Genomic DNA, 23,084 nt, shown 5'->3' on the forward strand with positions numbered 1-23,084 from the left:
ATTTTTCTGAGAAGGATAAGGTCATGCGTCATCGTAAGAGTGGACGTCAACTAAATCGTAATAGTAGCCATCGTCAGGCACTATTCCGTAATTTAGCTAGTGCATTGGTTAGTCACGAAATTATCAAAACTACCTTGCCTAAAGCAAAAGAATTACGTCGTGTAGTTGAACCGTTAATTACATTAGCGAAAGTAGATAGTGTTGCAAACCGCCGTTTAGCTTTTGCTCGTACACGCAACATCGAGACAGTTGCGAAATTATTTAATGAATTAGGTCCACGTTTTGCACAACGTGCGGGTGGTTATACTCGTATTTTGAAATGTGGTTTCCGTGCTGGTGATAATGCTCCAATGGCGTACATTGAGTTAGTTGATCGTCCAGCCTTAGCTGAAGAAGCTAAAACAGAGTAATTTATAACTCATTTAAAAAGCCCACAGTAAAATGTGGGCTTTTTGTAGTAATCATATTTATTTTCTATTCTATTCCCTATCATCAATTCCTATCAATAAAAAATTTCCGTTTATATTACATAAACTTCTGAATCCAACATTGGTAATTTTAAAAGGATTTTTATTTGGACGTTTTGTGTAGTCAAAGCTCTCATGGTGATGACCGTGAAAAACATGCTTTACTTGCATTGATGTGGCTAAATTATTAATAACAGAAAATCCTAAAGGATGAGGTTTTGGTGCCTCATGACATATTAGTATGTCTGCTTTTTGTTTTTCTAATGCTTCAATATCAGAAGGAAAGATTGAAGTTCTATGACGCAATGGAATACCTCCTCGCCAAATTTTTTCCGGAGGAGCGTATTGGCAATAGTGGATATGATCAAAAAAGAGCGGTTTATTTGGTGGCATCCAAATTTGTCCACGAAACACGCCTCCTAATCCGGCAATTTTTATTCCTTGAATGTCGACAACTTTACCGTGTAAATTACGTGATTTCCATTTTGTACCCCATAAGGCCTCATATGCTGAAACTGTTTTGCTATCATGATTTCCATGGATAAACCAAAGATCACAAAACTGTGCCAGTTTATCCAGTTCATCAGAAGTAGTTAATTGTAAATCACCTAAAATAATAAGAGATACATTTGCATGTTCTTGAATAAAAGGGTAAAGATGGGAATAACTTCCATGTGGATCACCAGCAAATAAAATCATAATATTATTCCTTAAAAATTGAAGGTGTGATTGTTTCCACGGCTAAGTCCAAAATTTCTTCGTTGAGTACTTTCTCAACAATATTTTTCACTTGATTATAACGTTCCAAGTAACTGGGTGAGTCAATTTCAATATAAGGTACACTATGCTTATCTAATAATTTTTTTAAGAGTTGTTGGAAGCGTTGACGTTGTTTAGCATTTCCTAAGCTACGCAAGCCATCATCTACCCATTGGGTATTATTATTTAATAAAATGGTCACATCAAAAGGATATTCTTTGATCATGGAGTCTAAGAAAGGGTGTGCTTTTCCTTCATACTGAATACAAAATGCCTGAGTTGTAATAAAGTCTGTATCTACAATTGCAACTTTGTGTGCATGCCTGACGGCATAATCAATATAACGCTGATGACCTAATGCTATTTGTGGATAATCAGAATATTGCATAGCTTGTTCATTACCTCCCAGTTTTTCAAAAACAAATTCACGTCCATATTCCCAAGCTGATGTAGTATTAAATACTGTAGCTAGCTTATTAACAAGAGTTGTTTTACCGCTACTTTCTCCACCTAAAATAGCAATTGTTTTTGCAAAAAATGGGCGAACTTCTTTAGGAATGAATTTCCAATAGTGAAATGGATTGTTACGAATTTTTGTTGCAGAAATATTAAGGAATCGGCGTTTTGGATCAACTAATTCGACTTGTAAATTTAAATATTTTTCATAAGGTACTTTATCTTGGATTTCACTGCTAAAAACCACGCTAGGATTAACGTTTTTTTCCTTGAATAGACGTTTTACTTGTTCAGCCCATGCAGACCAGCCATTGGGATAACTTGGTAGACCATCTTCAATAAGATGATGAATAACAATTTTATTTTTCTGATATTTAAAAATTTGTTGCATCCAACGTAAGCGATCCTGTACAGTTGGCATTCGTTTCATTTTACTGTCATAAAATAGTTTTAAATCTCGTTCTGTATCGCTACATACAACCACATGAAGCTCATCTACTTTGCTAAATGCTTCATAAATCATATTAATATGACCGGTATGAACGGGATAAAATTTGCCGAAAATAACGCCTATTTTTTTGTTATCTTGTTCAGTAATCTGTAGTGCTTTATGCAATGCTGAAAGTTTTGTGGCACTTGGATTTTTAATTTTTCCACTCACTAATTGGTTAAAATAAGCACGAGTGATATTGGCTTGTGTACAAAGCTCATTAACCTTCAGATTTAATTGCTTACGTTTTTGTTGCAGATAGCTGAAACTCGACATTATTTTCTCCTTTTCTATTTCGGGAATATTTAATGAGTAGCATAAAAAGTGCGGTAATCACTTAGTAAGTTTTTTATTTTTCTTGTAATTGTTCTAAACGTTTCTCTAGTTCAATCAGCTTTTCACGAGTTCTTATTAAAACTTGTGTTTGCACATCAAATTCTTCTCTTGTCACTATATCTAGTTTAGATAATTGAGATTGTAAGACTTGTTTTAGTTTCATTTCGGCATCTTGCCCTAAGTTTTTTACACCTTGAGGGAGAGAATCTTGAATTTGTTGCATAATTTGTTCTATTTTTTTAGGATTTAGCATAATAAGCTCCATTTTGATATAAATTGCCCCATTGTATGCAATCTTATTCAAAATAAAAACATTTTTTCTTATTAAACGTTAAGATATACTATACATGCATTCTCAGGGCAGGGTGAAACTCCCTACCGGTGGTAAATATTTCGATATAAGCCCACGAGCGCTTACTTATCTTAGTAAGGTCAGCAGATTTGGTGAAAATCCAAAGCCGACAGTGATAGTCTGGATGAAAGAGAATAGAGCGAGGTATTATACTTATCGTTGTTGTTTTTCTATTTATCTGATAGAAAAAATCCTTTTATCATCAGCCCTGATTCTGGTATCTATTAATTTATTTAAAGGAGTTTACTATGAATCAGTCATTATTATCTCAGTTTGGTACATCTGAAGAACGAGTTAAACGTGCGATTGAAGCTTTCAAAAGAGGGAACGGAGTTCTTGTCCTTGATGACGAAGATCGGGAAAATGAGGGTGATCTTATTTTTCCGGCTGAAACAATCACAGTTGAACAGATGGCAAAATTAATTCGTTATGGGAGCGGAATTGTTTGCTTATGTATCACTGATGAACTTTGCCAACAGCTCGATTTGCCACCGATGGTACAAAATAACACAAGTATTAATCAAACAGCGTTTACTGTGAGTATTGAAGCGGCACAAGGTGTATCTACCGGCGTATCTGCACAAGATCGCGTAACGACTATTCAAGTCGCCATTGCTGATAATGCTAAGCCGCAAGACCTTAGCCGTCCGGGACATGTATTTCCATTAAGGGCTAAAAAGGGCGGTGTGTTAGCACGGCGGGGACATACTGAAGCCGCAGTTGATCTAGCTTCTTGGGCAGGTCATAAGCCTGCCGGGGTAATTTGTGAAATAACCAATGATGATGGGAGCATGGCAAGAACACTGGAGATCGTAGAATTTGGCAAAAAATTTAATTACCCTGTGGTAACAATTGAGGATCTTGTCCGTTATTCATCAAGCAAAGTTGTTTAGCTCGATAAGTAAGAACATCATCAATTTTTTTTCGTTGTTGATGCTGTAATTAAATTGAAATTTCCCTGTTCCCAACAGTTTGGGTTTCTGTAAATAAAAATAAAATGAAGACTATGCAAGATGAAAAATCTGTTAAACTGTGTGCTATTTAAAATGGGTTAAAGGATAAAATTATTAGTAACTTAAAACGTGGGTTTGTCTTACATCGACGGGATTATAGTGAAACCAGTTTGTTGGTCGAGTTATTCACTGAAGAACACGGACGTTTAACAGTATTGGCGAAAGGGGCTCGTGCAAAACGATCGGCGTGGAAATCTTTGCTGCAACCCTTTACACCTTTGTTACTTAATTGGTCTGGTCGTGGGGAATTAAAAATATTAATAAAAGCAGAGGCGATATCATTAACTTTACCGCTACAAACCACCGCACTTTATAGTGGATTTTATGTTAATGAATTAATTGCTCGTCTATTGGCTCCGGAAACCGCATATCCGGATCTTTTTCAATATTATTTGCAATGCTTAACTGCATTGGCAAGCTCACCGCAAGAAATCGAAAAAAGTTTACGCACTTTTGAATTTCAACTGTTGGAGGTTTTGGGTTATGCCGTGGATTTTTGTCATTGTGCTGGTTCGGGGAAACCAGTTGATGAAAAGATGACTTATCGCTATCGAGAAGAAAAAGGCTTTATTGCTTCTTTAATTAAGGATAACCTGACTTTTTATGGACGTGAATTATTAGCTTTTGAGCGTAGAGAATTCGTCGATAAGACCGTCTTGCAGGCGGCGAAACGTTTTAGCCGTATTGCTTTAAAATATTATTTGGGTAATAAACCTTTAAAAAGTCGTGAATTATTTACGCAGAATATTTTACATACAAAATAAGTTTTACTAGATATAAATTTATGGTTTTACTTTATCAGCCAAAGAAACAAAAAAAATTGAGAGCAGCTTTTACGACCATTGTTCAAGATTTGGATTATCAAGGATTAGGTGTAGCAAAAATTCAAGGAAAAACGTGGTTTATTGAGAACGCATTACCACAAGAGCAAGTACAGGTTCAAGTTATTGAAGAAAAACGTCAATATGGACTGGGTCGAGTTCAAAAGATTTTACAAGCCAGCCCTTTGCGACAAACTCCAAGATGTGCTTATTATCAAATTTGTGGCGGCTGTCAATCTCAGCATATCCCTATACATTTACAACGTGAAACGAAACAAAAAGCGTTATTTCAGCGTTTAACCAAACTGCAAAAAGAGGCTATAGAATTTATGCCGATGATAAGTGGCGAAGCATGGCATTATCGCCGTAGAGTACGCTTAAGTTTGTACTGGGACGCTAAAAGTAAAAAATTGAAGATAGGCTTTCGGCAAAAAAATTCACAACAAATCGTGAATATTCGTCAATGCGATGTGCTTGATCCCTTGTTAAATGAGTTATTACCTAAATTGCATGAGTTGTTGAGTACGTGCTCTAAACCGAAAACACTAGGACATATTGAATTAGTTGCCGCAGATAATGGCGTAGCGATGTTATTGAGAGTAACAGAAAAATTGGCTGAACATGACCGCACTTTATTGTTGGATTTTGCATTTAATCATCAAGTGATGTTATTTGTACAAGATGAAAAAGAGATTTGTCATTTGCAAGGAGATTTGCCTTATTACCAATTAGATGATGGTTCTATTTTACATTTTGATATTCGTGATTTTATTCAGGTTAATCGCCAACTTAACCAAAACATGGTCAATACTGCACTGGATTGGTTGGATTTGAAGAAGAAGGATAATGTGTTGGATTTATTTTGTGGTATGGGAAATTTTACCTTGCCGATTAGCCGATATGTGAAAAGTGCGGTAGGAATTGAGGGTGTTTTACCTATGGTCGAAAAAGCCCGTCGTAATGGGGAACGAAATCATTGTCATAATGTCCAATTCTACCAGTGCGATTTAAGTCAATCTTTTACTGAGCAAGAATGGGCAAAGGTTCCTTTTGACAAAATCTTACTGGATCCACCGAGAAGCGGTGCCGCATTTGCTTTAAATGCATTGTGTTATTTAATGGCTGAAAAAATAGTGTATGTGTCTTGTAATCCGGCGACATTAGTGCGTGATGTGGAGCTTTTGCTTAAGTTTGGTTATCAATTAAAAAAAGTTGCAATGATTGATATGTTCCCACATACAAGTCATCTGGAAAGTATTAGCTTATTTGAAAGGAACAGATAGGAAGTAAAGTTATGGTTGCAGTGCGTGGTTCACATTTACTTAATTTGCAAGATTTTGTGGTTGAGCAATGGAGTAAAAGTTTATCTTTACCTGAGAATGTTGAACAAAAATTAATACAGGCTTGGCGTTATGCACAGCAAAAGTGTCTTATTGTACAAAGTGAATCGGAGAAAAAAATTGTTTGTTCTTTGCAAGCTGGTGTGGAAATGGTGGAAATTCTGCATAGTTTGAATATGGATGCGGAAAGTTTGATTACTGCAATGCTTTATCCATTGGTGAACCATAAAATGACTTCCCTTATGCAAATCAAAGAAGATTTTGGCAGTAATATTAGCAAGTTAGTGAAAGGCGTAGTGGAAATGGATAACATTCGCCAACTTAATGCCAGTCATTCAGCCAACAGTTTGCAGGTGGATAATGTTCGTCGTATGTTATTAGCTATGGTTGATGATTTTCGTTGTGTCATCATTAAACTTGCGGAACGTATTAGCTATTTACGGGATGTAGACCGCTTGTATTCTGAAGAAGAAAAAGTACTGGCTGCAAAAGAATGTTCTAATATTTATGCACCGCTTGCGAACCGTTTGGGTATTGGTCAATTGAAATGGGAATTAGAGGATTATTGTTTCCGCACTTTACACCCCGATACTTACCATGCGATTGCAAACTTATTAAAAGAACGTCGTTTGGACCGTGAACAATATATCGCGGATTTTGTGCAGGAGTTACGTGGTTATCTGAATGAGAATTTGGATCAAGTAGAAGTGTATGGACGACCAAAACATATTTACAGTATTTGGCGTAAAATGCAGAAAAAACACTTGGAATTTAGTGATTTATATGATGTAAGAGCGGTCAGAATTATTGTACAAAAATTGCAAGACTGTTATTCCGCTTTGGGCATTGTACATACTCATTTCAAACATTTGCCTAAAGAGTTTGATGATTATGTTGCTAACCCGAAACCGAACGGTTATCAATCTATTCATACTGTCGTGTTGGGCAAAGGTGGAAAGCCTATTGAAGTGCAAATTCGTACTCAACAAATGCATGATGATGCAGAATTAGGTGTTGCTGCACATTGGAAATATAAAGAGGGTGTAAGTGGCGGACGTTCCGGTTATGAAGAAAAAATTGCATGGTTACGCAAATTATTAGCTTGGCAAGATGATATTACAGATTCCGGTGAAGTAATGGCGGAAATGCGTAGTCAAGTTTTTGATGATCGTGTTTATGTCTTCACGCCAAAAGGCGAAGTTGTGGATTTACCAACAGGATCTACCCCCTTGGATTTTGCGTATGCTATTCATAGTGAAATTGGGCATCGTTGTATTGGTGCGAAAGTTGGTGGGCGTATTGTACCTTTTACTTATCAGCTTCAAATGGGTGATCAAATTGAGATTATTACTCAGAAAACCCCGAATCCAAGCCGTGATTGGGTAAATCCGAACTTAGGTTTTACGCACACGGCGAAAGCACGTGCTAAAATTCAGAACTGGTTTAAAAAACAAGATCGCGATAAAAATATTCCTGCCGGAAAAGAATTGCTTGAAGTTGAAATTGCCCGTTTAGGTATTTCCTTAAAGCAGGTAGAGCAACACGGATTGCCTCGCTATAACCTGAAGAACTTAGAAGACTTGTATGCCGGTATTGGTGGTGGAGATATTCGTCTAAATCAACTTATTAACTTTTTACAAAATAAATTAATTAAGGTGAGTGCACAACAAACAGATGAAGAAATTTTGCGTTATGTAGCCAATAAAGGTGCTCATTATGTGAGTCAAAAACAAAAAACAGAGAAAAAAGGTTACGTGATTGTTGAGGGGGTAGGTAACTTAATGTACCATATTGCCCGTTGCTGCCAACCTATTCCAGGTGATGATATTATGGGCTATATCACAATGGGAAGAGGGATTTCTATTCACCGTGGCGATTGTGAACAGTTTATAGAGTTGCAAAATACACACCCTGAACGTGTTGTTGAGTCAGTTTGGGGCGAAAATTATGCCACAGGTTTCCGTATCAGTATTCGTATTATCGCCAGTGATCGAAACGGTTTATTGCGAGATATTACAACAGTATTAGCTAATGAAAAAATTAGTGTTTTGGGTGTATCAAGTCGTGCAGATACGAAAAAACAACTTGCGACTATTAATATGGAAATTGAATTAAATAATGTACAAATTTTAAGTAAAATTCTGGCAAGATTAGCGAAATTAGATGACATAATTGAGGCAAAACGTCTTTAGATAAGTTAGGCAAAGATAAAGGTAAAGATAATGAAAAAAACAACCGGATTGGAGCATTTTATAAAATCAATAGTCTATTCCTTAAAAGGGTTGAAAAGCACGATTCAACATGAAAGTGCTTTTCGTCATGAGCTTGTGGTTTGTTGTATTTTATTTCCTTTAGCGTTTCATTTTGCACAAAGCAAAATTGAGTTTGTGCTTATGATTGGTTCTTTATTATTGGTGCTGGTTACCGAATTGTTGAATAGTGCAATTGAAGTTGTGGTTGATCGTATTGGAACGGAATATCATGAGTTATCCGGACGAGCCAAAGACCAAGGCTCAGCAGCAGTTTTTGTCGCCATAATCCTTGCACTATTTACTTGGGGAGTGATTTTATTTTGTTAGCGTGTTGACATCCGCCCTGCCTTCAGGCGGGGCGGATGTCAATAGACTAGAAACGAACTTCCACGGAAGCGGCAAAATTGCGTTTTGGTGCGGTAAAACGATTGATGCCTTCCCCTTTAAGTCCTACAGAACGAGCGTTATAACCATTGTTAAACCATAAGTTATAGACACTATCCCAAGTTATATAATTACGGTTGAATAAGTTAAAAATCCCCATATTCAATGTAACATTTTTACTCAGGTTAACTTGTCCCGTTAAATCCACTACAAAGTAGGAAGGACTTAAATAGGGCCACGGTTTCACATTTTTAGCAACATCACCACTTTTGTTACCGCCAAGTTCATATTTTACCTCTATAGCATCTTTAGCTTTTTTAGCCGCACTGTAACGACCGGTTAAACTGATACTCCATTTTTCCGTTTCATAATCAATTCCCCCAACCACTGTCCAAGGCTGAATAGATCTGAGTGGTTCGTTGTCATGATTTTGCCCTTTGCTATAACTCCCTTTGAGGCGGAATGTTAACCCATCTGACAGTCCGAATGCCGAGCCATTAACAGCACCGCTAACTTCTATCCCTTTAATTACCGCTTTAGGTTCATTAACAAACTGAGTTTCCGTAATAAACTGTTTCGAACCACCCCAAAAACTACTAGGATTGTAGTATGGATTTTGTTTAAAATTATCACGTTCTTGAATAAAATTATGGTAACGTGTGCGGAAAAGCCCGACGCTAAAGTGGGCATATTGATTTTGGAAACGATAACTTAATTCGTGGTTCAGTGCAGTTTCCGGTTGCAACAATGGGTTCGGTTTAAAATTATTAGTAGTACCACTACCGTCACTTACAAAATATAAATCTTCAACACGTGGTACTCTAAAACCAGTACTCAGGCGGTAGCCAATTTGATGTGATGGGTGTACTTGATACTCCAATCCTAGTTGCCAAGAAAGACGAGAAAGTTTTCTTGAAGGAAAGTTGATGATAGCATTATTGACTTGCCCCTTGAGTTGAGGGTTGTAATTGTAGCGATCATAACGCCCGCCAATAGTGGCTTTCAATGTATCAGTTAAAGCGATTTCATCAAGCAACGATAGGGAAAAAATACGAGATTTTACTGGACTAACTTCCGTATAATTCGGGCGACTTTTGCCTATCCAATAGGAACTAGTAGAGAAACGTATAGAGTTGCTGTTTTCCAAAAATTGATCACGAAATTCCACTTTGCCGGATAAACGATGTGTGGTTCGCCATAATGCTAATGGATAAGTTGATAATTCCCCGCGAGTAATAGTTTGGTTTTGAATGTACTGATGGGAAGAAAGTCGAAATAATTGATTATTCCTAATAGTGAGAAAAGCTGAAAGTTGTTTGATTTGTTGTTTTGCTACAAAGAGTTTTGCTGTTTCTAACCAAGAGAAGCCATTATATCGATATTCGAGACCATAACGGCGGTATGGTGTTCTGTCTGTGGCAAATCGGTTCTCATCACTAAGCCCTAATGTTTTTTCTTCGGTAAATTTCTTTTCTGCACGATCTTCTAAAAATAGTGTAAAGCGATGGGTGTTATTAATATCGTAGCCGATTTTTGTTAACCATGAGGTGGTGTGGTAGCTGAGGGGATCGGGTTTACCACGTTTATAAGTGGTAGTATCTGCACCTTTGCCATTATTGATTGTTTCATGCCCCCAACGTTTGGTTAATTGTGCAAAACCGAAGAAGCGATCAGTCTTGAACCCCCCCCCTATCACTTGACGCCATTCTCTATTTTTTGAGGTATAACCGGTTTTGGATAAGAAGCCGAAAGTGCGGTCAGGTTCGACAAAATCTTCAATCTCTTTGGTGGTAAAAGAAACCGCACCCCCTAAAGCACCACTACCATTCATGACAGAATTTGCCCCTTTCTGTACTTTTACCGAGCTAATATTTTCATATTCCGTATTATTGATATTACCATTATGGAGTCCAGTCGAAGAACGTGCGGAAGTGGACATTGTTGATTCGGCTTGCGGTATACCATCAACAATCACCGCAACGCGATCTTTGTCGACACCACGTATTGCAAAGCCGTTACTACCAGAACGACCGCCTTCAGGCACGCCAATCCCCACTTCATGACGAAATAAATCACGTTCATTAGACACCATATTTTTCCGCAATTGTTCGGAAGATTGAGTAGAGGAAAAAATAGGCTCAACATTCGCCACAACGGATATTTCACCCAATTCTTCCGCTTTATTTGGCTTTGTTTTTTCTTGATTCGAATCGGCAAGACTTAATGCAGGAAACATCAAGCTACTTGAAAGAAACAATTGGTTGAGAATAATAGAATACTTAGATTTCAAAATGAAAATCTCCCTGTAAAAAATATAATAGAAATGAGAATGGTTCTTATAATTATAAATGCCCTAACTGTCAAGTTTTTTAATCATTTTTATGGAAAGAGTAAGTTATTTGAATAAACTATATTGTTGCTAAACAAAACGTTGCTTGTGAAATGTATTTTTCACTAGCATTTTTACCAAGAGTTTTTGTATTATATGAGCAAAATAAGTATGCCTTGATTCATATAGATATAAAAGAGTTGTTAAATATTAATGCGATAGGATATGTTAAAAAAATTAATTTTACTTGTCATCCCGATGTTGCTAACGGCTTGTGCATCTTCGTTAAAAGTGCTTGAACTGCCGCAAGTAAAAACAGACAGCAGACTTTTTGTGATTACACAACAATTTCCTCAATCGGAAAAAAGTTTGCTGGCGATTGAAGTTCAACCTCATCAATGGCGTTGGGTGCAAACAGATCCGCTCGGTGCACCTATTGCTCGTCTTGTTTTGAGTAAAGCGGGGTGGCAAAACGACGGTTTCGTTATGCCGAATAAGCAGGCAAAACAGCTTTTTTCTGCGATTGCGACGTATTTTATGTCGACTATGATTTTCGATGTCCAGCAGATCTCGGAAAATGAATATGCACAAAACCATCGGTTAATATGGCGATTTTCTCCGCAAAAACACGGCGTTAATATTGAGTTGGGGGATAAGTCTGTTTGGTTTGTCGAACCTTTGAGACTGAATTAAAATTGTACTAATTATCAGAAAATAAAATGACGGAAACCTTATATTTATCAAAACCTGCGATAATCAGTGCTATGGGCGAAGGGCTGAAAACGCATATAGAAATGTTATTGAATGCGGAGCATTCCCCGTTAGTGCATTCCGATAAGGTGTTTAGTCGGCATCACATTGCCGGTAAAATCGGTGTCTTCGGCGAGATAAATTTATCATTACGCCCATTTCCGGAAAAGCTTAGTGTACAACACCGTAGTCGTAATAATCAGGTATTGTGGCACGCATTGGCAGATATTGAACCGCAAATTGAGCAAGCTGTTCAGCAGTTTGGCAAGCAACGTATCGCTGTGGTTATTGGTAGTTCAACAACGGGTGTAGATGAAAATATTCCTGTTTTCAAAGGTGGAGCAAGCCAACAAGATTGGTCGTTAGCACCTTTCAATTTTCAGCAAGTTTCATTTTCCGCTCCAGCAGATTTTGTGGCGGAAGTTTATGGTTTAAGCGGTTTAGTCTATGGTATTTCTACTGCCTGTACTTCGGGTGCAAGAGCGTTAATCAGTGCGGCTCGGTTATTGAAAAATAATTTGTGTGATGCGGTAATTTGTGGTGGTGTAGATACGCTTTCACCGCTAACGGTGAGCGGGTTCAATTCTTTATCCGTGCTTTCTGCACAGCGTACAAATCCGTTTTCTCGTTATCGCAACGGGATAAATATTGGTGAAGGTGCGGCGGTCTTTTTAATGACGAAAACAAAGTTAAATGATGAAAGCCTACAATTGTTCGGCTATGGGTCGAGTAGTGATGCTTATCATATGTCTTCCCCGCATCCTGAAGGCGAGGGAGCAATTTCCGCTTTTGAGAATGCTTTAAAAAACGCCAATGTTAAGGCTGAACAGGTTGGTTGGATTAATTTGCATGGTACTGGCACGGTTCAAAATGATCACATGGAAAGCCTTGCGGTTGAAAAGATCTTCGGAGATAAGACCACTTGTACCACAACTAAGGTATATACTGGACATACGCTGGGTGCGGCAGGTGCTATTGAAGCGGCGATTTTGTGGGGTATGATCAGTCGAGATTATAATCCAACGGGTAAACTTCCCGCACAATTGTGGGATCAAGAAAAAGATGAAAATCTGCCCGCACTTGCGATTACAGATCGGGATAGTTATTGGAAAATGGATAGACGTATTGGTGTAAGCAGTTCTTTTGCCTTTGGCGGGAATAATTCGGTTTTGGTGTTGGGGGAGTAGCATGGTTAATTTGCATTGTCCGATTACGCAAGTGGCTCCCTTGCTGCCGCATAGTAACGATATGGTGTTGCTTGATCTTATTACGGATTTTGGCGAAGATTTTTTGATCGCTGAGGCAAGGATTAAAAGCGATAATATTCTTATTCGAGAAGGTAAACTCAGTGCATTTTCCGGTATTGAAATTATGGCTCAAGGTGTGGCTGCTTGGGCAGGATGTATGGCTGTTCAAGCCAATGAGCCGGTGCGTTTAGGGTATTTACTCGGCACGCGTAAATTACATATTTACCAAGATGAGATTGCGATCGGTAGCCGTCTTCAGATTAAAATAAACATGTCCATTCAAGATGCTGCGGGGTTTGGTGTATTTGATTGTCAGCTTATTGATTTAGCCGATAATCATGTGATTTTGGAAGGGGCATTGAATGTGTTTAGTCCTAAGGAGGAACAACAATAATGGCAAAGACAGTTCTGATTACCGGCTCAAGTCGCGGTATCGGCAAAGCGATTGCTTTAAACCTTGCCGCACAGGGGTATGATATTGTGGTGCATTGTCGTTCTCGTGTAGATGAGGCGGAGAATGTGGCACAAGAGGTGAGAGCTTTAGGGCAAAATGCAAGAGTACTCCAATTTGATGTGGCTGATCGTGAAAAAGTGCGGTCAATTTTAGAGGCGGATGTAGAAGAAAATGGTGCGTATTACGGCATAGTACTTAATGCAGGGCTAACCCGTGATAATGCTTTTCCGGCATTGACCGATGATGATTGGGATAGCGTGTTACGCACCAATTTAGATGGTTTCTATAATGTGTTGCACCCGATTATGATGCCGATGATCCGTCGTCGTCAAGCGGGGCGAATTGTGTGTATTACGTCTGTTTCAGGCTTGATTGGTAACCGTGGACAGGTGAATTACAGTGCGTCTAAAGCGGGTATTATCGGTGCGGTCAAGGCGTTGGCTATCGAACTGGCAAAACGCAAAATCACGGTAAATTGTGTGGCTCCGGGGTTAATTGACACGGATATTCTGGACGAAAATGTCCCGATAGCTGAGATTTTAAAAATGATCCCTGCCGGACGCATGGGCGATCCTGAAGAAGTCGCTCATGCCGTGCAATTTTTAATGGATGAAAAAGCCGCTTATATTACCCGTCAAGTGATTGCAGTGAATGGCGGGCTTTGTTAAAGAGCGGTAAGGATTTCAATATTTTTATTCACAATTGAACATTAACAGCAAAAAGGATACGAAGTGAAACGGGTGGTAGTCACAGGAATTGGCGGTATCACTGCTTTTGGGAATGATTGGCAGAAGATAAAAACAGCTTTTCAACGTAAACAAAATGCCGTCAAATCTATGAATGATTGGGTTGAACGTTTTCCCGAATTGGATGCTCGTTTAGGTGCGGTTATTGAGGATTACTATCCTCCGAAACATTGGAACCGTAAGCAATTACGCAGTTTAGGGCGTGTTTCTCAGCTCGTAGTTGATGCCAGTGAGCGAGCCTTGGCTAACGCTTCTTTATTGGACAAAGACGGTATTATTTTGGAATATTTGAAAGACGGTAGAATGGGTGTGGCTTGCGGTTCTTCTACCGGTTCTACTAATGATATTAAAGATGCGGCAGAACTTTTGATGACCGGTAAGTCAGACGGTTTCAACGCCAACACTTATGTACGTATGATGCCCCATACTACGGCGGCAAATATTGGTATTTTCTTTGGTTTAACAGGTAGGATTATCCCTACTTCCAGTGCTTGCTCATCAGGCAGTCAAGCGATCGGCTATTCCTATGAAGCCATTAAATACGGATTGATTCCTATGATGCTTGCTGGCGGTGGTGAAGAATTTTGTCCGTCAGAGGTTTATGTTTTCGACAGCCTTTATGCGGCAAGTCGTAATAATGACAATCCAAGCCATACGCCACGTCCATACGATAAAGCACGTGACGGATTAGTGATTGGCGAGGGCGGTTGTATGTTTGTGTTGGAAGAGCTTGAGCATGCATTAGCTCGTGGAGCGAATATTATTGCCGAAGTGGTCGGTTATGGTGCAAATAGTGACGGTAGTCATGTTACCCGCCCGCAAAAAGATACGATGCAGCGTTGTATGGAATTAGCCCTGAAAGATGCAGGGATTGAACCGAGTAAAATTGGTTATGTCAGTGGGCATGGTACCGCTACCGAACAAGGCGATATTGCAGAAACGCAAGCCACTGAAGCGGTATTTGGGTATGTTCCCATGAGTTCTCAAAAAAGTTATCTTGGTCATACGTTGGGAGCTTGCGGTGCATTGGAATCTTGGTTTTCCATTGAAATGATGCGAGATGGCTGGTTTGCACCAACGATTAATCTTGACAATGTAGATGAGCGTTGTGGTAAGGTGGATTATATTCAACATGATGGACGAGAAATTCACACGGATTATGTCATGAACAATAATTTCGCATTCGGTGGGGTGAATACTTCTCTTATTTTTAAACGCTGGACGGATGAATAGTGGTAATAAGTCGCTACATTTCGGGGTGTACATTATAGAAATTGCTATGGAATTAGCTAAAATTAGCGGCGTTTTGTAAAGTTGTGGATAGAGAAAAAGCGTATGGCAAAGATGATAAATGATGGGTGTAATATCGATAATGACTTTGTTCAAAAGAGTATTAAACAATGACGCAACAAATCTGTAATTTTTCATTTAATCTTCATGCGTGGAATATTGTCTGTAATAAAGAGCTTTCCGGAGAGGATTGGCAACAAGGCGAGCAGTATTGGCTGGAAAGTGTTGCTAAACGTGAAACTGTTGCACCTAAACTGGCTTTTTTACCGCCGTTAAAACGTCGGCGTTTAAGTGAAAGTGCACGTTTATTTTTTGAGGCGGCATGGCCGTTAACCGAACAAGAGAATAATTTGCCGGTGGTGTATGCTTCGCTGAATGGAGAAATCAATCGTAGCTTTGCCTTGTGGCATTCTCTCTTAACTGAAGGAGATGTGTCTCCTACTTCATTTAGTCTTTCGGTGCATAATGCCCTTGTTGGACAATGGTCTGAAATGCGTCAGGTTAAAAATGAAACGACGGCTATTACCGCCTTAAAAGATAGCTTGGAAATTGCCTTATTAGAGGCTTTTCTACTCTTAAATGATGGACAAGAAAAGGTCTTGGTCGTGCTTTCGGAAACACCGTTATCAGTGAAATACAATGCTCAACCCGTGGAGCGTTTGCCTTTGTCTTATGCGTTGGCGATGGTGGTGGAAAAAGGCTCGACTTATCAGCTTAGTTTGCAATCGCAAGCTGTTGAAAGTGCGGTATTTTTTGATAGTGCACTGACTTGGGTACAACAGCAATATTTGGAGGCATCCCAATGGCAAACCCAAAGTAGTCGTGGAGGAACTTGGTTATGGAAGAAAAACTTGATTGGCTAAGGCGTTTTCTCGGTACGTTATTTGGTTTTATATTGTTCGGTTTCGTCGGCGTGCTGTTTAAAATTATCCTTTATCCTTATGCAAAGCAATATCCCAAGGCAGATTTAGCTACGCAATTAAAAGGACGTAAAATTGTCAGTCGTACTTGGGCATTTTTTGTGCGTTATCTTATTTGGGCGGGTATTTTAGAGGTTCGTTACCATGGTTTTGAGCGATTGGGGCGTAAAGGACAGTTAGTTTTAGCTAATCACCCCTCTTTGCTTGATGTGGTGCTGATTTTTAGTCAAGTGCCGGAGTTTAACTGCATTGTGAAACAAGATTTGTTAAAAAATCCTGCTATGAGCAGCCCGATAAAAGCCTGTGGTTTTGTGCCGAATACAGAATCGGAAGAATTATTGGAAATGAGCCATCGGATTTTACAAGAACAATCCTTATTACTTTTTCCGGAAGGGACTCGTACAGGTTGGGATGGTGTGGTGAAATTACATCGCGGTGCGGTTTCTATTGGGTTGCGTAGTGCAAAAGTGATCACGCCGGTGGTGATTAAAATGACCCCGTTAAATTTTAAAAAAGGACAACCTTGGTATAAAATTCCTAAAACTAAGATTGCGTATGAATTAACAGTGGGCGAAGATATCGATCCGCAAAAGTGGTCGGCGGAAAAGCCCTTGCCTATTGCCTCTCGCCGTTTAAATCAATACTTGGAAGATTATTTTAACTCACAAACAAAGGACTAAATAATGGAACTTGAATTACAACTTAAACAATTAATTATTGACAGCCTTGCACTTGAGGATATTGGTGTTGAGGATATTGACACTGATGCACCATTATTTGGTGATGAGGGGTTGGGACTGGATTCGGTGGATGCGTTAGAGCTGGGATTGGCAGTCCAAAAAACGTTTGGTTTACAATTGGATAGCGAACAACAAAACTTGCGTAATCATTTTGAAAGTGTGGCGACTTTAGCAAGTTTTATTCAAAGTCAGAAACAGTAGAGGAAAGGAAGTGAAATGACAGAACAGGAAATTCAAAAGGTGTTGACGGAAGCCTTAGTTTCATTATTTGAAATTGATGCGGACAAAATTAAGCCTGAAACAAATTTATACCAAGATTTAGAAATTGACAGCATTGATGCGATTGATTTAATTGACTATATCAAACGCCAAACCGGTTATAAATTAAAGGCGGAAGATTTCCGCAATGTGCGTACCGTAAGTGATGTTATTGCTGCGGTTCAAAAAATCAGCGAAAACGCATAGTCAAGTTGTTGAGGTTGATAAAACAGCCTTTGGGGTCAAGACCTTGAGGGGGGGGATAGTTTGGTGAGTATAGAACAGCGACGCATGCAAAGTGAGCCTGTGCAGAATCCTATTTGGTTAAGTGAAACACAAGAGGAAAATGTCCAAATTTTCCGAGCGAAAGTGCCGCCGGATCTGTGCTATTTCAAAGGGCATTTTGCTAATTTTCCTCTTGTGCCGGGCGTGGTTGAGTTGCAATGGGTGAAAGAGAAAATAGATGCTTACTTTGGCAAAGAAATGCAGATGAATCGCATTGATAATTTGAAATTCCAAAAATTTCTTCGCCCAAACGATGAATTTGAGCTCACATTAAAATGGGAAGAAAACAAAAATCGAATAGGTTTTCAGCTCAAAACTGAGGGCGAAATGTGTGCCAGTGGTTTCGTGATTTTCAAAAATGGTTAAATTATTCAATTTATTGATTAACTTGGGGTTACTGCTTACCGGCATTGGTTATCCGCTGGCGTGGTTTTTTGATGAAAAACACCAAGGGCTTTCGTATTTAGTTGTAATAATGGCGTTATTATGGGCAGTCAAAGCGATAAAAGCGGTCAGTTTTCATCGGTTTTTGGCAATCCTAATGGCGATATTGCTTGGCATCGTTTGGCTTACTCGTAGTCTGGAAACAATGTATTGGTATCCTGTCATCATCAGTACGGCAATGCTTATTTTATTTGGTGGTAGCTTATTTAGCTCACAATCGCTTATTGAGCGTTTCGCTCGCCTACAAGATTCCAACCTTTCTCCTCAAGCCGTTAGTTACACCCGAAAAGTTACCCTAGTCTGGAGTGGATTTTTTGTGCTAAATATTACCATTTGCACCGCACTTATCCTCGCTGGACAATATCACTGGTGGGCATGGTACTCAGGCGGAGTTTCCTATGTACTAATGGGGTTATTGATGTGCATTGAGCGGTTGGTTCGACAAAAGGTAATCAAAAATGGATAAGCAACATAATCAAGGGTATGCGGATTTTGCTTTGCGTTGTCAGCAAATACGCCAACAGCTTGAGGAAGATCAGGTAAAATCGGTAGGGTTATGGTTAGATAATGCAGATCAATTTGCCTGCGTGTTATTGGCTTGTTTGAATGCAAAAGTCAATGTGTTGTTACCGCCGAATTTACTCAATGAAAACCTTGAATGGTTGGAACAACATTCAGCATTACTCTTTGATAAAAAAATGGTTGAGCAATTTGGGTGTTCGCAAAAAATTCAAAAAATTCAACCGCTCTTGGATAAGCAGAGTGAAAGCGAAATTTGGCTAAAAACTTCAGGTAGTAGTGGGCAAGCGAAAATTATTCATAAAACTGCTCGTCAAATGTGGGCTGAAGCTAAAGCCTTAGCCTCTGTCCTACCATTTAACGCCAATGAACAAATTTCAGTCATTGGTAGCGTCAGTTTGCAACATCTTTACGGCTTGACTTTCCGTATATTTTTGCCTTTACAAATGGGCTGGAAATTAGGTGGTGAGCAGTTACATTACCCTGAATATTTACTGGCAGAAAGTCGTCATTATCGCACGCTTTGGATTAGTAGCCCTGCCTTATTGAGCCATCTCAACTTGGCAAGTTTGGACCAGCATGTGCAGATTGCAGGTATCATTTCATCCGGCGGGGCGTTACCCGAACAAACCGCACTTGCTTTGCGAGAGGAATTGCCTTGCCCCGTTATTGAAATTTACGGTAGTACCGAAACCGGTGCGATTGCTTTTCGTCAGCAAACCGGCGGGCTTTGGCAAGCGATGCCGAACACTCGGTTGGGATTAAATGATGAAGAGGCGTTGTGGGTTGAAAATGCATGGATTGTCGGACGAGAGCAAACGGCAGATGCGGTGCAATTTAGTGAGCATGGGTTTGAATTACTGGGAAGAATTGACCGCATTATCAAATTGGGTGATAAGCGTTTGTCATTGGTGAAAATAGAACAAGATTTGCTCAAGCATTGTTTTGTACAAGATTGCTACATTGCACTACATTGCCTACATCAGCGACCACTAGCTTGGGTTGCTTTAAATAAAGAAGGCATTGCCTATTTTAAACAACAAGGACGTCAGGCAGTTATTTCACAATTTCGCCAACATTTACGCCTGACCCAAGAAAAATTTGCTTTGCCTCGGTATTGGCGATTTACGGACAAATTACCTCGCAATAACCAATCGAAAATCAGCCGTTTAGATTTTGAAAAAATTTGTACCGCACTTGAGTATGAGGTATTTGCATGACAGCGTTTAATCCCATTGCGATCATTCCCCATTATAACCATTCTGCAACGGTAGGTAGCGTCGCTGAACAGCTTAATCAATTAGGGCTACCTGTATTGATCGTTGATGATGGCTCAAGTCTTGAACATAAAGCAGTGATTGAGCAATTTCCACAAAATGAACAGCTTTCCATTTTATTTTGTGAAATCAACGGTGGTAAAGGTGCTGCTTTTAAAGCAGGCTTAAAACAGACACAAAAACTTGGATTTAGCCACGCTATTCAAGTAGATGCAGATGGGCAGCATAATATAATTGATGTCAAGAAAATGCTCGAACAAGCGGAAAAATCGCCGAATGCAATAGTATGTGGTAAACCGATTTATGGCAAAGATGCTCCAAAATCTCGCTTATATGGGCGAAAAATTACCGATTTTTGGAATGCAATCAATACGTTATCCTTTGATATTAAAGACGGGATGTGTGGTTTTCGAATTTATCCTATTACTCAAATTATGCCCATTCTTGCACAAGAGCAAATTGGTGGTGGTATGGATTTTGACACAGAAATTTTAATCCATAGTTATTGGCAGAAAATTCCGCTTATTTGGGTTGATACCCCAGTAAAATATGAAAAAGATGGCATCTCTCATTTTCGTGGTTGGGCGGATAACTGGCTGCTCAGCAAAATGCACGCACGCCTTTTCTTCCGTATGCTCAAACGACTCTTTACAGGAAAAATTCGATGAATAAACATTGGGCAAAACAACAAGAGCGTGGTACTGCCTTTTTTCTAACCTTAACTCGTTTAATTGTGAAGTATTTGCCATTGCCCATAATTCGAGCAGTGAATTTTTGGGTGGTGTTATATTTTTATCTCACTTCTCGGCAAAAACGGTGCTACATTGCAGAATATCAGCAAAAACTGACCGCTCTTTTTCCTGAAACTAAGTTACCTAAATATGCGGTATTTAGACAATTTCTCGCTTTTGGCGAAGCCATTACTGATCGTTTCGCCGTATGGCAAAAAAAAATTCGTTATGAACATCTTATCGTTGATGATGCGGATAATCTTTATGCAGATATCAGCGGCAATGGTCGAGGACAAATTTTGGTTTGCTCTCATTTTGGCAATATTGAGATCTGTCGGGCTTTGTTCGGTAGCGGACAGCACGAAAATTTTAAACTGAATGTACTGGTACATAATCGACATGCTGCAGCATTTAATAAAACATTGGGTGATGCAGGTGCTGATGAATTACCGCTGATTCAAGTGGAAGACCTCAATGTACAAAAAATGCTGGAACTTGCTGAAAAAATTGATCGTGGCGAATGGATTGCGATTGCCGCCGACCGCATTCCCGTACGTGGCGATAAAACGGAGCCGGTCAATTTTTTGGGTTCTCCAGCCGAGTTTCCTCAAGGTGCTTGGCTGCTGGCAAGTTTATTGAAAGTGCCGCTTAATACCATCTTTTGCATCAAAGAACAGGGGCGTTACCGTTTGCAGCTTCGCCGTTTTAGTGAAAGTATTCAAGGTCGAGGAAAAGTGCGTGAACAGAATATAAGAAATGTCATGCAAAAATATGCGGATTTACTGGCAAAAGAATGTGCAAAATCACCATTTTTGTGGTTTAATTTCTATGATTTTTGGCATCGCAAAGATTAACTTACTTTTCTCAAGGAGATTTTATGAAACTGATCAAAATATTAGCTTTAACTTTTTCTGCGGTTGTGATTGTTGCTTGTGCACCTCGTGATACAACCCATTATTTATCTATTCAGGAAGCCTTAAGTTCTCCTGAGGCTAAAAAAATACTGAATCCTAAAATCAAGCTTTATTTTGGTAAACCTGCACCGGGTCAAGTGATTCAAAAAGGGGCGGTTACCAACCCGAAAACGAATGCGGTGAATAAAACAGATAAAGAAGCGTGCCAATGGGTATTCTTATCTGCAGTGAAACGTTTCCAAGATCAAGCGGTAGCTAAAGGGGTAACTAAAGTGGGTAACCTCGTGAGTTATTACAAGAAAAAAGAATATAGTAGTACCACTAAATATGAGTGCCATGCCGGTAGAAGTATTGCTGGTGTAGCATTAAAAGGCGATTTTGTTAAGTAAAGCTATTAATAATCTAGGATAAACAAGCGGTTTAATTTCTTGAAAAAATGAGCAAAATTAAACCGCTCTTTTGCTTAAAATGAGACTTAAAAAACACATTTACGCTGAACATTTTTCCGACTATGAAATCCCATTTTTTGATGTGGACTCCATGTTTATTATGTGGCATGGTCATTATGTCAAATATTTAGAAATGGCTCGCTGTGCATTTTTAGAAGAAATTCACTATACCTACGATGTGATGCGAGAAAAAGGTTACGGCTGGCCAATTGTTCAACTTCATTTGAAATATGTTAAACCTGCCGTATTTCGCCAAAAAATTCGGGTGCATTTAGCTGTTGTAGAATACGAAAGCTGTATCCGTATTGATTACACCATTACTGATTTAGCCACCAAACAAAAACTGACAAAGGGTAGTACCACCCAAGTTGCCGTTGATATTTCAACCGGTGAAATGCAATTACAAACGCCACAATCTTGGCGTGATGCGATAGAAAGCTATCATGGGTTTATTGCTGAGTGAGAGAGCGTTAATGAAAAAATATCTTTTTGTCTTGTTAATATTATTATGTTGCAAAAATCTTTGGGCTTTTTCTCAGGATGATTTAGTACATTTGTTACAAAAGCCACAGAATACGCAAGGTGAATTTAGTCAACAACGTTATTTAAAAGCCTTAACCAAACCCATTATCACTTCAGGAAAATTTATTTTAATAAAAAATAAAGGGTTGGTTTGGGAAACGGAAAAACCGTTTACACATCAATTGAAAGTGACGGCAAAAGGCATTAGCCAATGGAATGGAACAGCATGGGAAAACCATTCTCGTTTAGGTCAGGGTGAGCAAATTAAACTATTCTTAGGCTTATTGTCCGGCGATATTCAAGCACTTGCGACACAATTTGACGTAGTGCTTTCAGGAGATGAAAAAAATTGGCAACTTCAGCTCATGCCCAGCAGTTTGCTGATGAAACAAATTTTTAATCAAATTATTATTCAGGGCAATGTAGCTGTGCAACGTATTGAATTGCATGAAAAACAGGGAGATCGTACCTTGATTTTGTTTAATAATCAGCAGATTAACCTTCCATTATCACCCTTTATTCAATCTGCCTTCCAATAG

At 39.1% G+C, this 23,084-nt stretch carries 27 protein-coding genes and 1 riboswitch; of the genes, 23 read left to right on the forward strand and 4 right to left on the reverse strand.

Features of this window, described 5'->3' with window-relative positions:
- Window positions 1-23 precede the first annotated feature (23 nt).
- Entirely contained in the window at window positions 24-410 is a 387-nt protein-coding gene (rplQ, locus tag HSM_RS10205) for a 50S ribosomal protein L17 (RefSeq protein ID WP_011608240.1), read from the forward strand.
- Window positions 411-479: 69 nt separating this feature from the next.
- Here the strand turns inward: rplQ and HSM_RS10210 are convergent, their stop codons facing one another.
- The 3 genes from HSM_RS10210 to ubiK all read right to left on the reverse strand — a co-directional run bounded on the left by HSM_RS10210 (window position 480) and on the right by ubiK (window position 2,761).
- Window positions 480-1,166, reverse strand: coding sequence for a metallophosphoesterase family protein (locus HSM_RS10210; RefSeq protein WP_012341037.1), 687 nt, complete (start codon window positions 1,164-1,166; stop codon window positions 480-482).
- A 4-nt stretch (window positions 1,167-1,170) separates the two neighbouring features.
- Entirely contained in the window at window positions 1,171-2,448 is a 1,278-nt protein-coding gene (gene nadR, locus HSM_RS10215; protein WP_012341038.1) for a multifunctional transcriptional regulator/nicotinamide-nucleotide adenylyltransferase/ribosylnicotinamide kinase NadR, read from the reverse strand.
- A 73-nt stretch (window positions 2,449-2,521) separates the two neighbouring features.
- Window positions 2,522-2,761, reverse strand: a complete 240-nt coding sequence (gene ubiK / locus HSM_RS10220; protein WP_012341039.1) for a ubiquinone biosynthesis accessory factor UbiK — start codon at window positions 2,759-2,761, stop codon at window positions 2,522-2,524.
- A gap of 94 nt (window positions 2,762-2,855) precedes the next feature.
- A riboswitch (FMN riboswitch) is annotated at window positions 2,856-3,000 on the forward strand.
- Window positions 3,001-3,108: 108 nt separating this feature from the next.
- Here ubiK and ribB point away from each other — a divergent pair.
- The 5 genes from ribB (at window position 3,109) to HSM_RS10245 (ending at window position 8,613) form a co-directional block, all read left to right on the forward strand.
- The gene (gene ribB / locus HSM_RS10225; RefSeq protein WP_012341040.1) at window positions 3,109-3,753 is read left to right on the forward strand and encodes a 3,4-dihydroxy-2-butanone-4-phosphate synthase; all 645 of its coding nucleotides are present in this window, start codon (window positions 3,109-3,111) and stop codon (window positions 3,751-3,753) included.
- Window positions 3,754-3,923: 170 nt separating this feature from the next.
- Complete coding sequence (gene recO / locus HSM_RS10230; RefSeq protein ID WP_041603920.1) at window positions 3,924-4,637, forward strand: DNA repair protein RecO; 714 nt, start codon at window positions 3,924-3,926, stop codon at window positions 4,635-4,637.
- A gap of 20 nt (window positions 4,638-4,657) precedes the next feature.
- Window positions 4,658-5,977, forward strand: coding sequence for a 23S rRNA (uracil(1939)-C(5))-methyltransferase RlmD (gene rlmD / locus HSM_RS10235; RefSeq protein ID WP_012341042.1), 1,320 nt, complete (start codon window positions 4,658-4,660; stop codon window positions 5,975-5,977).
- An 11-nt stretch (window positions 5,978-5,988) separates the two neighbouring features.
- Window positions 5,989-8,226, forward strand: coding sequence for a GTP diphosphokinase (relA, locus tag HSM_RS10240; RefSeq protein ID WP_011608250.1), 2,238 nt, complete (start codon window positions 5,989-5,991; stop codon window positions 8,224-8,226).
- A gap of 30 nt (window positions 8,227-8,256) precedes the next feature.
- Window positions 8,257-8,613: a diacylglycerol kinase gene (locus HSM_RS10245; RefSeq protein ID WP_011608251.1), complete on the forward strand. Its 357-nt coding sequence runs from the start codon at window positions 8,257-8,259 to the stop codon at window positions 8,611-8,613.
- Window positions 8,614-8,659: 46 nt separating this feature from the next.
- Here HSM_RS10245 and HSM_RS10250 read toward each other — a convergent pair whose 3' ends face one another.
- Window positions 8,660-10,960: a TonB-dependent hemoglobin/transferrin/lactoferrin family receptor gene (locus HSM_RS10250; RefSeq protein WP_052292877.1), complete on the reverse strand. Its 2,301-nt coding sequence runs from the start codon at window positions 10,958-10,960 to the stop codon at window positions 8,660-8,662.
- Between the two features lie 264 nt (window positions 10,961-11,224).
- Between HSM_RS10250 and HSM_RS10255 the strand changes: the two genes are divergently transcribed.
- From HSM_RS10255 to HSM_RS10335, 17 genes are all read left to right on the forward strand, one after another.
- Entirely contained in the window at window positions 11,225-11,692 is a 468-nt protein-coding gene (locus tag HSM_RS10255; protein WP_012341044.1) for a hypothetical protein, read from the forward strand.
- Window positions 11,693-11,718: 26 nt separating this feature from the next.
- Window positions 11,719-12,936 (forward strand): beta-ketoacyl-ACP synthase, encoded by a 1,218-nt coding sequence (locus HSM_RS10260; protein WP_012341046.1) that lies wholly within the window; start codon window positions 11,719-11,721, stop codon window positions 12,934-12,936.
- A gap of 1 nt (window position 12,937) precedes the next feature.
- Window positions 12,938-13,390 carry an ApeP family dehydratase gene (locus HSM_RS10265; protein WP_012341047.1) on the forward strand — a complete coding sequence of 151 codons (453 nt, stop codon included), beginning with the start codon at window positions 12,938-12,940 and terminating at the stop codon, window positions 13,388-13,390.
- A complete protein-coding gene (gene fabG / locus HSM_RS10270) occupies window positions 13,390-14,118 on the forward strand; it encodes a 3-oxoacyl-ACP reductase FabG (protein ID WP_012341048.1) in 729 nt (242 codons plus the stop codon). Before HSM_RS10265 ends, fabG begins: the two co-directional genes overlap by 1 nt.
- Before the next feature lie 63 nt (window positions 14,119-14,181).
- On the forward strand, window positions 14,182-15,429 hold the full coding sequence (locus HSM_RS10275) for a beta-ketoacyl-ACP synthase (protein ID WP_012341049.1): 1,248 nt from the start codon (window positions 14,182-14,184) through the stop codon (window positions 15,427-15,429).
- A gap of 167 nt (window positions 15,430-15,596) precedes the next feature.
- A complete protein-coding gene (locus HSM_RS10280) occupies window positions 15,597-16,349 on the forward strand; it encodes a beta-ketoacyl synthase chain length factor (protein WP_012341050.1) in 753 nt (250 codons plus the stop codon).
- Window positions 16,325-17,086, forward strand: coding sequence for a lysophospholipid acyltransferase family protein (locus HSM_RS10285; RefSeq protein ID WP_012341051.1), 762 nt, complete (start codon window positions 16,325-16,327; stop codon window positions 17,084-17,086). The genes HSM_RS10280 and HSM_RS10285 overlap by 25 nt, the downstream gene beginning before the upstream one ends.
- 3 nt (window positions 17,087-17,089) lie before the next feature.
- Window positions 17,090-17,347 carry a phosphopantetheine-binding protein gene (locus HSM_RS10290; RefSeq protein WP_011608263.1) on the forward strand — a complete coding sequence of 86 codons (258 nt, stop codon included), beginning with the start codon at window positions 17,090-17,092 and terminating at the stop codon, window positions 17,345-17,347.
- 15 nt (window positions 17,348-17,362) lie between these two features.
- On the forward strand, window positions 17,363-17,611 hold the full coding sequence (locus HSM_RS10295; RefSeq protein ID WP_011608264.1) for an acyl carrier protein: 249 nt from the start codon (window positions 17,363-17,365) through the stop codon (window positions 17,609-17,611).
- Between the two features lie 63 nt (window positions 17,612-17,674).
- Complete coding sequence (locus HSM_RS10300; protein WP_143432528.1) at window positions 17,675-18,055, forward strand: ApeI family dehydratase; 381 nt, start codon at window positions 17,675-17,677, stop codon at window positions 18,053-18,055.
- Entirely contained in the window at window positions 18,048-18,599 is a 552-nt protein-coding gene (locus HSM_RS10305) for a COG4648 family protein (protein ID WP_012341053.1), read from the forward strand. The genes HSM_RS10300 and HSM_RS10305 overlap by 8 nt, the downstream gene beginning before the upstream one ends.
- Window positions 18,592-19,872, forward strand: a complete 1,281-nt coding sequence (locus tag HSM_RS10310) for an AMP-binding protein (protein ID WP_012341055.1) — start codon at window positions 18,592-18,594, stop codon at window positions 19,870-19,872. Before HSM_RS10305 ends, HSM_RS10310 begins: the two co-directional genes overlap by 8 nt.
- On the forward strand, window positions 19,869-20,597 hold the full coding sequence (locus HSM_RS10315) for a glycosyltransferase family 2 protein (protein WP_012341056.1): 729 nt from the start codon (window positions 19,869-19,871) through the stop codon (window positions 20,595-20,597). Before HSM_RS10310 ends, HSM_RS10315 begins: the two co-directional genes overlap by 4 nt.
- Entirely contained in the window at window positions 20,594-21,514 is a 921-nt protein-coding gene (locus tag HSM_RS10320) for an LpxL/LpxP family acyltransferase (RefSeq protein WP_012341057.1), read from the forward strand. Before HSM_RS10315 ends, HSM_RS10320 begins: the two co-directional genes overlap by 4 nt.
- A gap of 23 nt (window positions 21,515-21,537) precedes the next feature.
- Window positions 21,538-21,963, forward strand: coding sequence for a hypothetical protein (locus HSM_RS10325; protein WP_012341058.1), 426 nt, complete (start codon window positions 21,538-21,540; stop codon window positions 21,961-21,963).
- 79 nt (window positions 21,964-22,042) lie between these two features.
- Window positions 22,043-22,486, forward strand: coding sequence for an acyl-CoA thioesterase (locus tag HSM_RS10330; protein ID WP_012341059.1), 444 nt, complete (start codon window positions 22,043-22,045; stop codon window positions 22,484-22,486).
- 10 nt (window positions 22,487-22,496) lie between these two features.
- On the forward strand, window positions 22,497-23,084 hold the full coding sequence (locus HSM_RS10335; protein WP_012341060.1) for a LolA family protein: 588 nt from the start codon (window positions 22,497-22,499) through the stop codon (window positions 23,082-23,084).

Source organism: Histophilus somni 2336, from assembly GCF_000019405.1.
GTDB classification, from domain to species: domain Bacteria; phylum Pseudomonadota; class Gammaproteobacteria; order Enterobacterales; family Pasteurellaceae; genus Histophilus; species Histophilus somni.

Coding starts and splice junctions, on each gene's coding strand:
- rplQ (WP_011608240.1), top strand. CDS start 24: ATGCGTCATCGTAAGAGTGGACGTCAACTAAATCGTAATAGTAGCCAT.
- HSM_RS10210 (WP_012341037.1), bottom strand. CDS start 1,166: ATGATTTTATTTGCTGGTGATCCACATGGAAGTTATTCCCATCTTTAC.
- nadR (WP_012341038.1), bottom strand. CDS start 2,448: ATGTCGAGTTTCAGCTATCTGCAACAAAAACGTAAGCAATTAAATCTG.
- ubiK (WP_012341039.1), bottom strand. CDS start 2,761: ATGCTAAATCCTAAAAAAATAGAACAAATTATGCAACAAATTCAAGAT.
- ribB (WP_012341040.1), top strand. CDS start 3,109: ATGAATCAGTCATTATTATCTCAGTTTGGTACATCTGAAGAACGAGTT.
- rlmD (WP_012341042.1), top strand. CDS start 4,658: ATGGTTTTACTTTATCAGCCAAAGAAACAAAAAAAATTGAGAGCAGCT.
- relA (WP_011608250.1), top strand. CDS start 5,989: ATGGTTGCAGTGCGTGGTTCACATTTACTTAATTTGCAAGATTTTGTG.
- HSM_RS10245 (WP_011608251.1), top strand. CDS start 8,257: ATGAAAAAAACAACCGGATTGGAGCATTTTATAAAATCAATAGTCTAT.
- HSM_RS10255 (WP_012341044.1), top strand. CDS start 11,225: ATGTTAAAAAAATTAATTTTACTTGTCATCCCGATGTTGCTAACGGCT.
- HSM_RS10260 (WP_012341046.1), top strand. CDS start 11,719: ATGACGGAAACCTTATATTTATCAAAACCTGCGATAATCAGTGCTATG.
- HSM_RS10265 (WP_012341047.1), top strand. CDS start 12,938: ATGGTTAATTTGCATTGTCCGATTACGCAAGTGGCTCCCTTGCTGCCG.
- fabG (WP_012341048.1), top strand. CDS start 13,390: ATGGCAAAGACAGTTCTGATTACCGGCTCAAGTCGCGGTATCGGCAAA.
- HSM_RS10280 (WP_012341050.1), top strand. CDS start 15,597: ATGACGCAACAAATCTGTAATTTTTCATTTAATCTTCATGCGTGGAAT.
- HSM_RS10285 (WP_012341051.1), top strand. CDS start 16,325: ATGGAAGAAAAACTTGATTGGCTAAGGCGTTTTCTCGGTACGTTATTT.
- HSM_RS10290 (WP_011608263.1), top strand. CDS start 17,090: ATGGAACTTGAATTACAACTTAAACAATTAATTATTGACAGCCTTGCA.
- HSM_RS10295 (WP_011608264.1), top strand. CDS start 17,363: ATGACAGAACAGGAAATTCAAAAGGTGTTGACGGAAGCCTTAGTTTCA.
- HSM_RS10305 (WP_012341053.1), top strand. CDS start 18,048: ATGGTTAAATTATTCAATTTATTGATTAACTTGGGGTTACTGCTTACC.
- HSM_RS10310 (WP_012341055.1), top strand. CDS start 18,592: ATGGATAAGCAACATAATCAAGGGTATGCGGATTTTGCTTTGCGTTGT.
- HSM_RS10315 (WP_012341056.1), top strand. CDS start 19,869: ATGACAGCGTTTAATCCCATTGCGATCATTCCCCATTATAACCATTCT.
- HSM_RS10320 (WP_012341057.1), top strand. CDS start 20,594: ATGAATAAACATTGGGCAAAACAACAAGAGCGTGGTACTGCCTTTTTT.
- HSM_RS10325 (WP_012341058.1), top strand. CDS start 21,538: ATGAAACTGATCAAAATATTAGCTTTAACTTTTTCTGCGGTTGTGATT.
- HSM_RS10330 (WP_012341059.1), top strand. CDS start 22,043: ATGAGACTTAAAAAACACATTTACGCTGAACATTTTTCCGACTATGAA.
- HSM_RS10335 (WP_012341060.1), top strand. CDS start 22,497: ATGAAAAAATATCTTTTTGTCTTGTTAATATTATTATGTTGCAAAAAT.